Here is a 15,407-nt window from a genome sequence, read left to right as displayed (position 1 = left end):
CGGCACCCGCACCACCCACATCACCGCCCACCAAAACAACCACACCGTCTTCACCGCCCACCTCACCACCACACCCCACACACCCACCTAAAACACCTGCACCTAAGCCACCCGCACCGCCCTAAAACCCACCCCGCGGACACCCACAAGCACGGCGCGACCTAACCCCTCATAAACACGTGGCAGGTTATATACTTGGAGGTCAACTCCAGAAGGAAGTAACCGCCAAGGTCCCGCGGCGACACGCCCGCCACCACCCCCCAGCCGATCGCCATGGCTGAAGCTGGCCCCTCCCCGAAGACCCACTCACCTTCGGAAAGCACAAGGCCGGCACCGAAAGCCTCTCCTCGACGGCGGCAATCCCCACCCCGAATGCCCTCTCAACGCCGTCGCCGCCCAGGTCCGCCACTTCCTCGAAAGGACATCGCCATGACCGGACCCCTCAAGGGCAAAACCGCGCTGGTCATCGGGCGAGGCGGGGGTATCGCCCGCGCTGTCGTCCTCGCTGCCCGCGACGCGGGAGCCGACGTCGTAGCAGCGGGCCGCGATCAAAAGGCCCTCGCCGACGCCTACGCAGACGAACCCGGAATCACGACCGAGACCGTCGACCTCACCGACGAAGCCTCCATCGCCGCCCTCGGCGAGAGACTCGGCACCGTGGACCACGTGGTCTCCACCGCCTCGGCCCGAGCACGTGGTCGCGTCGCCGAACTGGACCGTGACGCGGTGAGACTCTCCTTCGACACCAAGGTCATCGGCCCGCTGATGCTGGCCAAGCACCTGGCCCCCCGCGTCCCCGCGTCAGGGTCGTTCACCCTCTTCTCCGGCGTCGCCGCGGCGAAGATCGCGGTCGGCACCCTGGCCGTGGCCATCACCAATGGCGCCGCCGAAGTCCTTACTCGTTCGCTCGCCCTGGAGCTGGCCCCGATCCGCGTGAACGCCATCTCACCCGGGGTGATCGACACCGGTGCATGGGACGCCTTCGGGGAAGAAGGCAAGGCGGAGTACTTCGCCGGCATCGTCGCTCGCAATCCTGCCCGGCGCATCGGGACCACCGAAGACGTCGCCAACGCAGTGCTGTTCGCGATGACCAGCTCATTTCTGACCGGGGAGACCGTACACATCGACGGCGGCGAACCACTCAGCTGACCTCACGGCACAGGGCACAGGGCACAGGGCACAGGGCACACGATCGCCACCTGCCACCCCAACCGTCCACGCACTTCCGCCGCGTGAACTCTCCTCCCCGACCACCCACACCCGAGGACTAACGAGAACTAACGAGGACCACCCTCTGTCCGTCACAAGTGTGCCGAGCCCCGCCGCCCCAAGTTCCCAAGGCGTTCGGCGAACTCCACGACGAGCTCACGCAGTTCGTCCGGGCGATCGATGACGAACGGCCTGTCCAGCGACGCGAGCACCGCGGGAAGCCAGTCCAACCGGTCCACCCGCAGGTCGACCCGGGACCAGCGCTCAACCGTCGGGTCTGCGGCGTCCGCCTCGTCCACAGACGACGGTTCCTCGACGATCGCGATGCCCGCGGGAAGCCGGGCGTGGATCTCCTCAGCCGTCCCCCGCACTCTCAGCGTCACTTCATGCCGGTACGGCGCCGTGGCGAGCCCGGTCAGGACGCGTTTCGCCGGGTCGACTCCGGCGGGTGGTTCGAACGAGCCGGGCAGGGTCCTGACATCGGTGATGCGGTCCAGCCGGAACGTCCGGTCGCCCTCGGCCGTGAGATCCGCAGCCGTCAGGTACCACTTGCCCGAGTGGGCGACAACTCCGTACGGGTGCACCGTGCGTTCGCTGCGCCGACCGTCGGCAGCGGTGTACCGGATCGCGATCGGCCGGTGATGACGCACCGCGTCGGTGATCGGGAGCAGCACCGTGGATTCCGCGGCGACCGCCTCGCCCGCCGGTGGCGTAGTGAAGGAGAGTGATCCGGATACGGCGTCGAGTCTGCGGCCTAGCCGTTCCGGCAGCACCCGCCGGATCTTGGCCACCGCCGTCTCGCTCGCAGTCCCCATGGCCGTCGTCAGACCGGCTCGCCGGGCCGCGACCAGTCCCAGCAGCACGGCGAGCGCTTCGTCGTCGCTCAGCATGAGCGGAGGCATGCGGTAACCGGTCGCGAGCCGGAAACCGCCGTACCGGCCGCGCACCGACTCGACGGGCACGTCGAGGTCGAGGAGGTGGTCGACGTAGCGCCGTACGGTCCGTTCGTCGACGTCCAGCCGATCAGCGAGTTCGGCCGCGGTCCGGATGCCACCCGACTGCAGGAGCTCCAACAGGGTGAGTACGCGAGCAATGGGTCGAGGCATGCTCAGAAGTCTGCCACCTATACCGGGCGGGTTTCGCCCGGTATAGGTGGCAGCCTGGTCAGGAGCGCGAGAGCGCAGGAACACCGACCGACCAGGAGAACTTCCATGAACTTCGTCTCCGTCCGCATCATCACGGACGACGTCGCCCGCCTTGTCGACTTCTACGAGCGCGCCACCGGAGTACCCGCGAGCTGGGCCAACGAGGACTTCGCCGAGATCAGGACGCCCGCGGCCACTCTCGCGATCGGCAGCACCCGCACCGTCCCCCTGTTCGCGCCCGGCTCGGCCCGCCCGGCCGACAACCACAGCGTCATCGTCGAATTCCTCGTCGACGACGTGGACCGTACGTACAAGAACCTGACCTCCTTCGTGGAGGACTTCGTCAACGAGCCCACCACGATGCCCTGGGGAAACCGGGCGCTCCTCTTCCGTGACCCCGACGGCAACCTGGTCAACTTCTTCACTCCCGTCACGCCGGAAGCCATCGAGAAGTTCACTCGCTGAGCGCGTAGCAGCGGAGGCGTGCAGATACCCAACTCCCACCCATCACAGACGAGTTCGGAACCTTCCACACCTTCGCCACCGTGCCCGCCTCCGTAGAGGAGGCGGGCACAAGGCGGAACACAGTCCGGCGTGGAGGTCCGTCGTGGACGTCCGCCGTGGACGTCCGCCATAAAGGTTCGGCGCAATGGACCGGCGTGATCAGACCTCCGTTGAGTTCTTCACGTACGAAGAGCCGGCGGAGGGTTCGAGCACCACCGCGTGCCCGGGGCCGCCCTCGCTGAGGCCGTACCGTCCGTGGAGCTTCCGCAGGAAGCGTGGCGCGTACCAGGCCGAGCGGCCGAGCAGACGCATCGCGGCGGGTACGAGGATGCCCCGAATGGCAACGGCGTCGATGAGGACGGCCAGTCCGCTGCCCAGCCCGAACATCTGCATGAAGCTGAGCTTGGCCGTGCCGAACGCGAAGAAGCTGACCGCGAGCAGGCAGGCCGCTGCGCTGACGATGCGTCCCGTGTGCCCGAGGCCGTTGGCCACGGCGGACTCGTTGTCCTCGCCCGACTCGTGGAGTTCCTTGATCCGGCTGGTGACGAACACCTCGTAGTCCATCGAGAGGCCGAAGGCGATGCAGAACATCAGCACGGTCATCGACACCTCCATCGGCTGCGCGGTGAAGCCGAGCAGGGAGGAGAGGTGTCCGTCCTGGAAGATCCAGGTCATGACACCGAGGGTCGCGCCCAGGCTGACCATGTTGAGGACCAGCGCGCGCAGCGGTTGCACGACGCTGCCGGTGAACAGGAAGAGCAGGACGAAGGTGGTGAGGACGACGAGGGTCACCGCGAGCGGGAGCCTGTCCGCGATCGAGTCCTTGGCGTCGACCAGTACGGCGTCGGTGCCGCCCACCAGGGGATGCGTCCCGGCGGGCGGGGCGACCGCCCTCACCTCGCCGACCAGATCCTGTGCCTCCGTCGACTTCGGCGGCAGGGTGCTCACCACGCTGATCTGCTGCGCGCCGGGGCGGCCGAGCGCGGCGTTGCCGGAGTCGGTCGCCGTGGAACGTCCGTCGGCGTAGGTTCCCGTGCTGGTCTCGACGTGGACCACGCCTTCGAGTTCGGACAGCGCGACCGCGTACGACCGCAGGGGAGCCTCGCCGACGGGCTGGTCGATGACGACGTGGAGGGCCGCGTCGTCGTTGCCCTTGAAGTTCCGCTGCAGTGCCGCGGCCACTTCGCGGCTGTGGGCGTCCTCGGGCAGCACCCGTTCGTCCGGTGTGCCGAAGGAGATCCCCAGCAGCGGGCTCGCCGCCAGCAGCAGGACCGCGAGCACGGGCAGCGCCGTGAGCGCCGGGCGCCGCATGACCGTGCGGGCCAGCCGTCCCCACAGCGGCACGCGGGTGTCGGTGGGGCGGGGCTTCACCCACGGCAGCCGCCCGCTGTTGACGCGGTGGCCCAGGACGACGAACAGGGCCGGCATGACGAACAGGGTGCTGACGGCCGCGATGGCGACGACACCGACCCCGGCATAGCCGAACGAGCGCAAGAAGTACTGCGGGAACACCAGGAGCGCCCCGAGCGCGGCGGCCACGGTCGCGGCGGAGAACGCGATCGTGCGGCCCGCGGTGCTCACCGTGCGCCGGACGGCGTCGTCCACACTCGCCCCTGCCGCGAGCTGTTCGCGGAACCGGCTGACCATGAGCAGGGCGTAGTCGATGCCGAGGCCGAGGCCGAGTGCGGTGGTCAGGTTGACCGCGAAGACGGAGACATCGGTGACGCTGCCGAGGACGAAGAGTTCCGCGAACGTGCCCGTGATCGCGATGGTTCCGATGACCAGCGGCAGCAGAGCCGCGACCACGCTGCCGAAGACGACCAGGAGGAGTACGAGGGTGAGCGGTACGGCGATGGACTCGGCCAGAACGAGATCCTCGCCGGACTGCCGACCCATCTCGCTCGTCACGGCGGCGCCGCCACCTGCCTGGACCGTGAGTGCGCCCTCGTACGATCCGGTGTAGGCGTCGATGACGCTCTTGGCGTTCTCGTCCCGCTCCGTGCCGTCGCCCTTCACATGGGCGAGTACCAGGGCCTCGCGGCCGTCCTCGGAACGGAGATCGGCACTGGCCGTGTCCCAGTACGAGACCACGTTCCCCAGGTTCCGTTCCTTCTGGAGGTCGGCCACCAGCGCCAGTCCGCTCCGCCGGGTCGCCGGCGTGTCGACACGGCCCTCGGACGGGCGGACCAGCAGGACCAGGTTCGTCTCCCCGCCGAACTTCTTGTCGATGACTGCCATGGCGCGGCTGGACGAGGAGGCCGGGTCGTCGTAGCCGCCTCCCAGCAACTTGCCGAACGCGCCGGCACCCGCGGCTCCCATGAGGGCCACAGCCACTACGGCGACGACCAGTACCAGCCGGGACCGGCGGATCACCAGTTCGGCTATGCGTTCAAACACGCACGATCTCCTTTGCGTCCTTCGTGACAACAAGTTCAAGCAACCGGCGTCGAGAGGAGAGGCTGACTCGGGCCTCCACGACGCCTGTTCGTCCCGGCCGGGGCGGATGCGATGGCGCACCTCGTCGCCCACACGACGCTAGCCAGACGGCAGAAGATTTGGCAGTGTCAGATTTTCTTCACAGTCCGCAACTTCGTGATGCGCGGGTGGAGTTGTCGTCGTACGGTCGTCGCATGCCCACCGACGAACAGACGGCAGTCCCGCTCTCCCTGCGCCAGCGGCGTCGGGCGGCGGCCGTCCAGGAGATCTTGGACGCGGCTGAGCGCCACATCACCGAACACGGTCCCGCGGCCCTGTCCCTGCGCGCGATCGCCCGTAGCCTGGGAATGACGGTGCAGGCGCTCTACCACTACTTTCCGAGCCGGGACGACCTCGTCACGGCGCTCATCGCCAAGGCCTACGACGCCTTGACCGACGCCGTGCAGGCCGCTGTCGACGCGGCCACGGACGACGCGGGCCGAGAGCGCGTGCTCGTCGCGGCCGAGGGGTACCGCCAATGGGCCATCGCCCATCCCGAGCAGTTCCAACTCCTCTACGGGACGCCGCTGCGCTACTACGCGGCTCCCGTCGAGGGCCCGACCACCCAGGCCATGCGGCGGATGAGCGCGATCTTCGAGCACGAGCTGTTCGACGGGTTCACCACCGCGCAACTCGCCGCTGCCGACGCCCCTGGCCTGTCGGCTGATCTCCTGGCGTATCTGGACCAGTTACCGCCGACCGGCCGGCGGGACCTTCCGCCCCCGGTGACCGCCCTGATCCTGAGCGCGTGGGGACACATGCACGGTCTCGTCGTCCTGGAGGTGTTCGGGCACACCTCGTTCCTCGGTGACCACCAGGCAGAGATCTTCCGCATGGCGATGCGGAACCTGTTCCAGGACATCCTCAGCCGGATTCCCAGCGCCGAACCAGTCACAGCGGCAACGGATCCGCGTCCACCAAAGGGAGCCTCATCGGTCGGCCGATGACCTGGACGGCGGAGGAGGCGGAACACTCAGGACGTCCGCCGACTCGATCCGCTCGTCGGTGTTCCGTGATCCGCGCGCCGGAGCTCCGCGTCCGCTCGTTGGTGTACCACGATCCGCTCGTCGGTGTACCGCGGTCCACTCGTCGGAGTTCCGTGATCCGCTCCCCGTGGAGCTTAGGGCGTCACGGACGCGCCTCCCTCGCCCAGAACCTTCCTCCCAGCGGGCCGCCGCGCCTCGGCGACGGCGTCCTCAGTTCGCCGCGGCCGCACGGTAGGGGCGGAAGAACGCCCGCAGTTCCTCCGCGTACAGCTCGGGCTCCTCGAACGGTGCGAAGTGACCGCCGCGCGCGGGTTCGGCGACGTACACGACGTTCGCCGTGCGCTCGAGCCAGGCGCGGGGCGGGCGGACGATGTCGCCGCGGAACAGGGAGAACCCGGACGGCACCTCGACCCGGCGGGTGAGCTGCTGGGTCGGGATCGCGCCGTTCGCGTGGTACATGCGCATGGACGAGCCGATCGTCCCCGTGAGCCAGTAGAGCGTGGCGTTGGTGAGAATCTCGTCCTTCGTGAAGCTCCGTTCGATGTCGCCGTCGCAGTCGCTCCACGCCCGGAGCTTCTCGACGATCCATGCGGCGAGCCCGGCCGGTGAGTCGGTGAGCCCGACGGCGGCGGTCTGGGGCTTGGTGCGGTGCATGGCACCGTAGGCGCCCTCGCTCGCGCCCCAGGCCGCGACCTCGTCGAACCAGGAGCGCTCCTCGGGGGCGAGTTCGGACGGATCGCCGGTGAAGACGGGCAGGCCCCCGTCCATACGGTGGACGGCGACAACCCGGTCGGGGTGGTCGAGCGCGAGGTAGCGGCTCACATGACTGCCGACGTCCCCGCCCGCCGCGCCGAACCGCGCGTACCCGAGGACGCTCATGAGTTCGGCCCACAAGCCCGCGACGGCAATGGAATTGAGTGGCGGGCCGGTGGGCCGGTCGGAGTACCCGTAGCCGGGCATGTCGGGCACGACCACGTCGAACGCGTCGGCAGGGTCGCCGCCGTGCGCACCGGGATCGGTCAGGAGCGGGATGACCTTCGAGTAGCGCCAGAACGAGTCCGGCCAGCCGTGGCAGAGGACCAGTGGCAGGACGGGCCCGGTCGGCGCGACGGCGCGGGCGTGCACGAGGTGGATTCCCAGGCCGCCGAGCCGGACGCGGAAGCGCGGCAACTGGGCGAGCGCGGCCTCCTGCGCCGGCCAGTCGAACCCGTCCGCCCAGTAGGCGCCGAGTTCACGGAGGTAGGTGATGTCGGTCCCCAGGGCCCACCCGGCGTCCTCGGGCGCGTCGGGCCAGCGTGTCGCGCGCAGCCGGGTGCGGAGGTCCTCGAGCGCCGCGGGCTCGGTCTGCGGGGTGAACGGCTCGGGGTGAGGCAGTGCGTCCGACATGGCACGCATGCTAACGCTCCGGAGGCGACCGACCGATCGGGACCCGCGCGCCCGTCACACGCGGCGCGGCCGGCAGGTGCGCGGCGGCGCGGCACGGCCCGTGATGGCGTCCGTGGACCTGCGGTGCGGCCTGTCCCCACCGGCATCGGACGTCACCACCCGCAACTCCCCTGTCATCACACCAGAATTCATTTCACGTTGGACCATCAAGATCTGTACAAGCGCGCACACCGTGCCGATCCTGATTGTCATGCACCTGCGGCCCGACAGTCGGGCCGCAGATTCATGGAGGTGTGGAATGCGCCGAAGACTCGCCACCGCTCTCACCGCGTCCAGCCTGTCCCTTGTCGCCCTCATCGGCACCGCGAGCGCCGCACAGGCCGCAGTACCCGCCGACAAGGCCCAGGTCCTGTCGAGCTGGACCCAGACCAGCGCGTCCAGCTACAACACCTGGGCGGCGGCCCGATCGAACCAAGCCGCCTACACGGCCTACCAGTTCGACTGGTCGACGGACTACTGCTCCTCCTCCCCCGACAACCCCTTCGGCTTCCCGTTCGCCACCTCCTGCGCACGGCACGACTTCGGTTACCGCAACTACAAGGCCGCGGGCACCTTCTCCGCCAACAAGTCCCGCCTCGACAGCGCTCTTTACGAGGACCTCAAGCGCGTGTGCGTCAACTACAACGGCGCCACGAAGACGGCGTGCGACGGCACCGCGTGGACCTACTACCAGGCGGTCAAGGCCTTCGGCTGACCGACCCGCCCGCCCGGGACGCAGCGGGTCACGAGACGGCCCTGACCTCTCGTGGCCCGCTCCGCCCGACCCCGGCCTGGTTTCAGAAGCGAGCGTCGCTCGCCACCCTGGTGACCAGCGATACAGGGGAGGCACTCGCAAGACGGAGGCTTTGGCGGACCGGCAGCGGGAGTACCTGGGACGGCTCGACACAAGACGTCCCCGGCGCCCGGAAGCGCCTTCGAGCGGGGCGCTACGGCACTGACGCAGGACCACGCACGCCACCCGGCTCGGTGACCGTCTCCAGGGGCACCCGGACTGCCGAGACGGGGAGCCGTTCGGATCCGGCAGGCTCCGATCTGCCGGACCCGAACGGGCCACCGCCGACGCGCAACATATGCAGGCCCCGGTCTCCCCGGGAGCACTCGTTCCCGCCCCGACCGCCATCACCTGGAGAGGCGCGGGTGAGTGAGTGATGACGGGGATGTCGGACCACACACCAGTCCCGTGCGTGCGTGCGTCCTGAACAGCCCTCTCCTTGCACTCTGCTGGACTGGCCCGCAACAGCGGGAGCAGCAGCAAGGACGGCAACGGGTTCCCACCCGGCCGGACCGGACTCCCTGCCCGGCCGACACGTCGCGGGGTGCAACAGCGCCGCTACGGCGAAGGGTTAGCGCGAACTCGCTGCGGAACGATCAGGCAGAAGTGCATGACGGGCCGAGCGGGCGATCCAATCCTGCGCCCGTTCGAACGGCCATCCGCGTTCGCCGACGAGCGTGATCCAGGCGTGCGGCCCCAGATAGAACCAGAGCAGGTCGACAGCCTCGGCGCGGTCCACCCCGGCGCGGAGCGCATCAAGCTCGGCCAGGCGATCAGCCACCAGGGTCAGAGCTTGGACGTAGCCGTCTGCCCCCTTGTCCAGAACGGCCTTGACGGCGGGCTCGCCCGGCGGGTTCCGGTAGAAGACTTCGTACACCAGGTCCCAGTGACGCTCATGCGTGAGCCGGGTGCCCGCGGCCGTCAGGTCGATCACGGCGCGCGGATCGCCGGCGGCCTCGACGGCCGCGATGGTCGTGGCGATGGCGGGGTCCGTGAGAGCCGGCTCCAGGAGGGCCGTCAGGATGCCGGGCTTGTTGCCGACGCTGCTGTACACGGTCGGTACGGCGACCTTCGCCGCGTCCGCGATCTCCGCGACGGTCACCCCGGCGTACCCACGCGCCAGGAACAACGTGTGAGCGCTGCTCAGGATGGCTTCGCGGGTGGCTGCCGCCGAGCTGACCCGTCGGGTCGAGGTGTATTTCCGGGTCGTCGTCACGGACGCAGTGTACCGCGTGCACGATAGGTGACCATATTGACAATAGGTTCCTATAATGAATATGTTGCGCTACATGACACTGACACCCCCCACGGACGTGCCCGCGGTCGTCGAGACCCGGCTGGCCCACGACGTCCACCGAGTGGCCACCACGCTGCTGGCGGAAGCAGCCCTCGACGCCTCGGTCCCCCTCGACGCGACCGCGCAGCTGCGCGACTTCCTCGTCGCCAACCTCCGGCATCATCACCAGACCGAGGACGACGACCTGTGGCCCCGGATCACCGCGAAAGCGCCGGCCGCCGCACAGGCTCTGGACTCACTGACCGACGAGCATGACCAACTGGACACGGCGCTCGACCGGCTGGCCGGAGTCGCCGTCCACGCCGGCGAAGCCGTCGCCGGGGATCCGCTCGCGACGGTCGGCACCGGCGCCGGTGCGGCCTCCACGGCTGAGGCGGCGGTTCGCGCCGCGCTGTACGACGCCGCGGTGACGGTCCGCGACGTCGTGCATGACCACCTCACCCATGAAGAGCCCGTCCTCTTCCCGGCGCTCCGCGAGCATGTCGGCCCTGCGGAGTGGCAGGACTTCGCGCAGCGGGTGATCGCGACCACGCCCCCCGTCGCCGGGCACCTCATGGTGGGCTTCCTCGACGAGGTGGGCACCCCCGCGGAGGTCGAGCTGGTGCTCTCGGGCCTGCCCGAACCGGTGCGTCCGCTGGTCCCCGCGATGCGCCTCCAGGCAGCGGCCGACCTCGGCGTCCTCCGCGGGACCGGCGCATGACGTCCGCCCCGCTCAGGTGGCCCGACGCCGCGGACCCTGTGATCAGGGGCGACCTCACCGTGGCGGTCGCCTATGTCACTCCGGCCGGCGGCGCCGTGGTCACCAGCGTCTCACCGCTGGGTCTCGGGAACCGTGAGACCGGGCGGGTCGGGTTCACCACCTCGCTCGGCTTCCCGAAGAAGCTCGAACGGATCCTGCGCGACCCGAACGTCGCCGTCGCCTATCACACCCGTGAGCACGGCTTTGCCGCCAGTGACGCGTACGTGCTGGCCCAGGGCGCCGCGTCGGTGGACATGCGCCCGTCGCCGGAGCGCCTGGCAGAGCTGATGCGCGCCTCCGAGCCGTTCCTCGGAGAAGTGCGGCGTGGGCCGTTGTGGGACTGGCTCCTGCGTGAGTACCACCAGGAACGCGTCTTCGTGGACATCGAGTTGCAGCGTGTCGCGGTGTGGGAGAACCTCGCGGCCCGAGGGGCGAAAGCGGTCACAGGCGCCGCATGGCCGGAGCTCCCGGCGGAACAGAAGGCACCGAAGAACGGCACCAGCCCGCGCGTCGACATCGCCGCGGTCGCCCGTCAGGTCCACCGGCTGCCGCACCGGCTTCTGGCCTACCGCGGCGGGGACGGCCTGCCCGTCATCGTCCCCGTGAAAGTCACCGGCCACGACGAGGCCGGACTGCACCTGGACATCCCCGCGGGGCTGCTCCCGCCCGGCGGCCGCAGGGCAGGCTTCCTAGCCCACGCCTTCCAACCGCAGTGTGTGGGGCTGGGAATGCGCACGCTCACCGGCTGGCTCACAGTCACCGAGAAGGGGGCCGTGTACGCACCTCACACGTCCAAGGGCCTGGCCGCTCCCCCGTACAGGACCCTGCTGACCGTCTCCAACGGGCTGCTGGCCAAGTACGGACTGTGGCGTGCGCGGCGTGACGGCACCTCCGCCCGCCTGCACGCCCTCGCCGCCCGACGCCCGTCGGACTGACACACTCTCTGGTCCAGCGTCCATCGGAAGTACCAGCCTCCCCTGGACGCAGCGCCGCACGTCAGTGCCCGTCACCGCCGATGCGTCAGGAGCCGCCCTGCCATCGGCCATTGACCGTGCGAGACGCCGAGCGAGCGGTGGACCGTTCTTGCTGCCGCCGCCAGAGCATTCGCCGAGGTCCAGGGCGCTCAGCTGGACGGACTGTGCGGTTCCGTCGGACGGTGGCGCGATCGGTACTGCCAGTAGGCGAGGATGCGGTGGTCCTCTTGCTGCGGGCCGATCTCACCGAAGCCGGGAGGAAGTTCGCCTACGCGTTCCCAGGCGTACTCGGTGCGGGGATCGTCACGGCGCGCGAGCGCGTGGACGATCTCCAGACGCAAAAGCAGATCCTCTTCGTCGAGCACGGCGACGAGGGCGTCCGTGACGGCGGCCGTGCGGTCGTCGGAGTTGCCCAGGGAGACGGCGGCACAGGCCCGGACCTCGAAGTCGGTGTCCCGGATGAGGGCCAGCAGGGTTTCTCGCAAATCCGAGGTGAGGCCGCGGCCACCCATGGCGCCGGCGACTGAACACCGAACATCGGGGTCGGGATCCCGTGACAGGGCAAGCAGTGCGCTGGTGGCAACTTCGGTGGGCGGGGACTCTCGCAGGATCAGGTGGGGCACCTGACTGCGCACCCGCGGGTCGGTGTGGTCGACGTATCTGAGACCGATGGCCTCCATGTCTGGGTGGTCCTCGTCGGCGTAGACATCCAGGACCCTGGCGAGCACCATGCTGTCCGGTTCGTCGCTCACCCAGGCGGCGAGGAAGTCGGCGTCCTCGGCGACGTCCTGGCGATGGTTGAACCACCTCATGGAATTCCGGGACCACACGACGTCGACGAGGAAGAGGCGGTGGACGGGGTCGGGGTGGTGCCGTAGCGCTTTCAGCTCGGACCAGACCTGCGGCCCTCGGCGTTCACCGAGGACGAAGCGAGCCTCGGCCCAGTTGGCGTGCAGCCCGTCCGCGTACGCCACGGCTCGTGCCGCCAGCTCCGCCACCGGAGTTGGGATGCCGAATCTCCACTCCAGCCCAGTGAGGATGCCGTTGTGGCCGGCGCGGACGGTGAGCCCGCCGAGGGAGACCTCCTCGACCTCTGTGTGGTCTTCCGTGACGAGACGCCGGACGGCCGGGCCCGATGCTCCCGTCCGCCGGCGGAGTTCCTTCTCCTCGCCCGTCTCGATCCAGTACCGGGCGAGGTCGAGCAGCCGTTTGCGGGCGCGCTCGGTCAGCCGCAGCTGTGGGTCGTCGCCGAGCACGGCCCACAGCATTGCCCGGGAGCCGAGGTCGACGGCCCGCAGGAGCGGTGTGGTGCCGTCCGGCAGTTCGTGGTCGGGATCGGCGCCACCGTCCGTCAATGCCCTGGCGGTCTCGTGGTCGAACCCGGCCACGGCGGTGCAGAGCAGCGGGAGGCCGTCCGGGCCCGGCGTCTGCGGATCGGCGCCCTCTCCAAGAAGAGCGCCGACCGCGTCGGAGTCCTTGGCGTCCACGGCTGCCACGAGCCGGTCGGTCAGCTCGTGCTGCGATGCTGGCATCTGCCCCCCAGGTGATCGTCAGCCGGCACGGTATCCGAGCTTAGAGCAGCACTCGTCACTGCCCTGCGACATGAGGTGGACTTGGTGGAGGGCCCTGGACAGGGCGCAGCCACGGGCACCGAAGAACTGCGCGAGCGGGTCTTGGGTCCGGCAAGGGCGCCCTCAACCCGTTCCAGATCGTCTTCGAGGGCCGCCTGACCTCGGGCAACAACTGACCACTCCACAAACCGGATCAGCTGTTGAAATGGCACACCCCGAGGCCGGAGACGGTCCAACAGGTCCGTCATGGACGGAGCAACGAGCGATCAGGTCGAAGTGGTGTGCTGTGCCCGTGGCTCAGCAGGCAAGGGTGCGGCGATAGATCGCCGCTTGCCAGGGCTCCATGGTGAGGTCGGCCGGTGGCGTCGGGAGGTTGGTCAACAGCAGTTCGGCCGACGACCAGGCGGCGGCGTCGGCGATGTCTGCTCGGACGGTCCGGTCCGTGAAGTTGCCGATGATGAGGAGTTCGGTGGTGCCGAGGCGGCGGGTGAAGGCGTAGAGCCGCTCGTCGTGCGGGAGGAGCATGGTGAAGTCACCGTTGACCACGGCCGGTTCGGTGTGCCGGAGCTCGATGAGTCGACGGTAGTAGTGGTAGACCGAATCCGGGTCGTCCTGCTGGGCGGCGGCGTTGATCCGGACGTGGTTGGGGTTTGCGGGCAGCCATGGTTGTCCGGTGGTGAAGCCTGCCTGCGCTGAGGAGTCCCACTGCATCGGCGTTCGCGCGTTGTCGCGGCTCCGGGCGCGAAGTACGGTCAGTACCTCTTCAGGATCGCGGCCATCCTTTTCGATCGCTTCGGCGTATTGTCCGAGGGACTCGATGTCACGGAAATCGGCAATGGTCGTGAACGGGTAGTTGGTCATCCCGAGCTCTTCGCCCTGGTACACATACGGTGTGCCCCGGTGCAGATGGAGAACGGTCCCGAGCATCTTGGCCGAGGCGACCCGATGGTCAGGGCTGTCATCGCCGTAGCGTGAGACTGCTCGGGGTTGGTCGTGGTTGTTCCAGTAGAGGCTGTTCCAGCCGCCTTCCGCGAGACCTGCCTGCCAGCGTCCGAGTATCGCCTTGAGGTTGGTGAGCCTGAACGGGACGAGCTGCCACGGGTCGTCGCCCCGGTCGGCCCAGACATGGTCGAACTGGAAGACCATGTCGACCTCCCGTCGCCGCGGGTCGGTGAAGCGAATGGCCTCCTCAATGGTCACGCCCGGCATCTCGCCGACCGTCAGGAGCGCGTCGCGGTCGGCGAAGACCCGCTCGTGCATCTCCCGCAGGAACTCGTGGACGCGCGGGCCGTTGACGTAACCCGCCGAGTCGTCCGGGAAGACGGCAGGGCTCGACACCCGGCCGTCCGGGAGTGCTGTGTCCTTGGAGATCAGGTTGATCACGTCCATCCTGAAACCGTCCACGCCGCGGTCCAGCCACCACCGCATCATCGCGTGGATCGCATGGCGGACCTCCACGTTCTCCCAGTTCAGATCCGGTTGCTTGCGGGAGAACAGATGCAGGTAGTACTCGCCGGTCTTCTCGTCGAACTCCCACGCGGGTCCGCCGAACGCAGCCGCCCAGTTGGTGGGTTCGGCACCCGGCGTTCCGGGTTCCATGCCTTCGCGGGCCGGTCGCCACCAGTACCAGTCCCGCTTCGGGTGGGCTATGTCACTACGGCTGTCGAGGAACCACGCGTGCTCGTCGGAGCTGTGGTTGACCACCAGATCCATGATCAGTTTCATGCCGCGTCGGTGAATGCCGGCGAGCAGTTCGTCGAAGTCGTCGAGGTCACCGAAGAGCGGATCGATGTTCTGGTAGTCGCTGATGTCGTAGCCGTTGTCGTCCTGGGGAGAAGGATAGATGGGCGACAGCCAGATGACATCGACGCCGAGTCCGGCCAGGTGGTCCAGGTGGTTGATGATTCCGCGAAGGTCGCCTATGCCGTCACCGTCGGAATCCGCGAAGCTCCGGGGGTAGATCTGGTAAACGACAGCACTTTTCCACCAGGGGTCCATCGCGTTTCCTTCCATAGCATTGGCGTCGCGCGTTCCGGGGCATTGCGAGGCGATCTCATTGGTGAATGCCCGGACGGTTCGGACGGTCAATGTCTTGAGTCCAATGCGGACTGTTCTGTGGTGTTGTGGCCCGCCGGCAGACAACCGGTCCCGATAGCGGGCCGGGTTCGCCGTCGACCGGCGGTCGGCGGTCGGCGGTCGGCGGTCGGCGGTCGGCGGTCGGCGGGGGGGGGGGGGGGGGGCGCGAGAACCCGAAGAGCGGCGGGCGCCGCGAAGGGGGGAAAGATAGAG

General features: G+C 68.8%; 12 protein-coding genes. 6 read left to right on the top strand and 6 right to left on the bottom strand.

The genetic code is table 11. The features are described from left to right. The first annotated feature begins 429 nt into the window (after positions 1-429). Positions 430-1,149 carry an SDR family oxidoreductase gene (locus tag ACFV2J_RS35060; protein WP_385097881.1) on the top strand — a complete coding sequence of 240 codons (720 nt, stop codon included), beginning with the start codon at positions 430-432 and terminating at the stop codon, positions 1,147-1,149. 152 nt (positions 1,150-1,301) lie between these two features. On the opposite strand, the gene ACFV2J_RS35055 is transcribed toward ACFV2J_RS35060, so the two are convergent. Further along, positions 1,302-2,315 (bottom strand): helix-turn-helix transcriptional regulator, encoded by a 1,014-nt coding sequence (locus tag ACFV2J_RS35055; RefSeq protein ID WP_385442476.1) that lies wholly within the window; start codon positions 2,313-2,315, stop codon positions 1,302-1,304. 105 nt (positions 2,316-2,420) lie between these two features. Here ACFV2J_RS35055 and ACFV2J_RS35050 point away from each other — a divergent pair, with 105 nt between their 5' ends. After that, positions 2,421-2,819, top strand: a complete 399-nt coding sequence (locus ACFV2J_RS35050) for a VOC family protein (protein ID WP_385093593.1) — start codon at positions 2,421-2,423, stop codon at positions 2,817-2,819. A 198-nt stretch (positions 2,820-3,017) separates the two neighbouring features. On the opposite strand, the gene ACFV2J_RS35045 is transcribed toward ACFV2J_RS35050, so the two are convergent. Then, a complete protein-coding gene (locus tag ACFV2J_RS35045) occupies positions 3,018-5,255 on the bottom strand; it encodes an MMPL family transporter (protein ID WP_385442473.1) in 2,238 nt (745 codons plus the stop codon). 233 nt (positions 5,256-5,488) lie between these two features. Here ACFV2J_RS35045 and ACFV2J_RS35040 point away from each other — a divergent pair, with 233 nt between their 5' ends. Next, positions 5,489-6,280, top strand: a complete 792-nt coding sequence (locus ACFV2J_RS35040; protein ID WP_385093589.1) for a TetR/AcrR family transcriptional regulator — start codon at positions 5,489-5,491, stop codon at positions 6,278-6,280. Between the two features lie 249 nt (positions 6,281-6,529). Here the strand turns inward: ACFV2J_RS35040 and ACFV2J_RS35035 are convergent, their stop codons facing one another. Continuing rightward, positions 6,530-7,705: an epoxide hydrolase family protein gene (locus ACFV2J_RS35035; RefSeq protein WP_385093586.1), complete on the bottom strand. Its 1,176-nt coding sequence runs from the start codon at positions 7,703-7,705 to the stop codon at positions 6,530-6,532. 298 nt (positions 7,706-8,003) lie between these two features. On the opposite strand from ACFV2J_RS35035, the gene ACFV2J_RS35030 reads away from it, so the two are divergent. Then, complete coding sequence (locus ACFV2J_RS35030; protein ID WP_385093583.1) at positions 8,004-8,459, top strand: phospholipase; 456 nt, start codon at positions 8,004-8,006, stop codon at positions 8,457-8,459. A gap of 649 nt (positions 8,460-9,108) precedes the next feature. On the opposite strand, the gene ACFV2J_RS35025 is transcribed toward ACFV2J_RS35030, so the two are convergent. Beyond that, on the bottom strand, positions 9,109-9,753 hold the full coding sequence (locus tag ACFV2J_RS35025) for a TetR/AcrR family transcriptional regulator (RefSeq protein WP_385093581.1): 645 nt from the start codon (positions 9,751-9,753) through the stop codon (positions 9,109-9,111). A gap of 73 nt (positions 9,754-9,826) precedes the next feature. On the opposite strand from ACFV2J_RS35025, the gene ACFV2J_RS35020 reads away from it, so the two are divergent. Then, the gene (locus ACFV2J_RS35020) at positions 9,827-10,534 is read left to right on the top strand and encodes a hemerythrin domain-containing protein (RefSeq protein ID WP_385442467.1); all 708 of its coding nucleotides are present in this window, start codon (positions 9,827-9,829) and stop codon (positions 10,532-10,534) included. Beyond that, positions 10,531-11,508 (top strand): hypothetical protein, encoded by a 978-nt coding sequence (locus ACFV2J_RS35015; protein ID WP_385093249.1) that lies wholly within the window; start codon positions 10,531-10,533, stop codon positions 11,506-11,508. Before ACFV2J_RS35020 ends, ACFV2J_RS35015 begins: the two co-directional genes overlap by 4 nt. A 188-nt stretch (positions 11,509-11,696) precedes the next feature. Here ACFV2J_RS35015 and ACFV2J_RS35010 read toward each other — a convergent pair whose 3' ends face one another. Both ACFV2J_RS35010 and ACFV2J_RS35005 read right to left on the bottom strand, forming a co-directional pair. Beyond that, the gene (locus ACFV2J_RS35010) at positions 11,697-13,079 is read right to left on the bottom strand and encodes a HEAT repeat domain-containing protein (RefSeq protein WP_385093252.1); all 1,383 of its coding nucleotides are present in this window, start codon (positions 13,077-13,079) and stop codon (positions 11,697-11,699) included. A gap of 336 nt (positions 13,080-13,415) precedes the next feature. Then, positions 13,416-15,116, bottom strand: coding sequence for an alpha-glucosidase (locus ACFV2J_RS35005; RefSeq protein WP_385093255.1), 1,701 nt, complete (start codon positions 15,114-15,116; stop codon positions 13,416-13,418). Positions 15,117-15,407: the final 291 nt, after the last annotated feature.

This window comes from Streptomyces sp. NPDC059668, from assembly GCF_042734135.1.
GTDB lineage: Bacteria > Actinomycetota > Actinomycetes > Streptomycetales > Streptomycetaceae > Streptomyces.
Note: the sequence above shows the minus strand (reverse complement) of the source record. Positions and strands in the feature narration are given on the sequence as shown.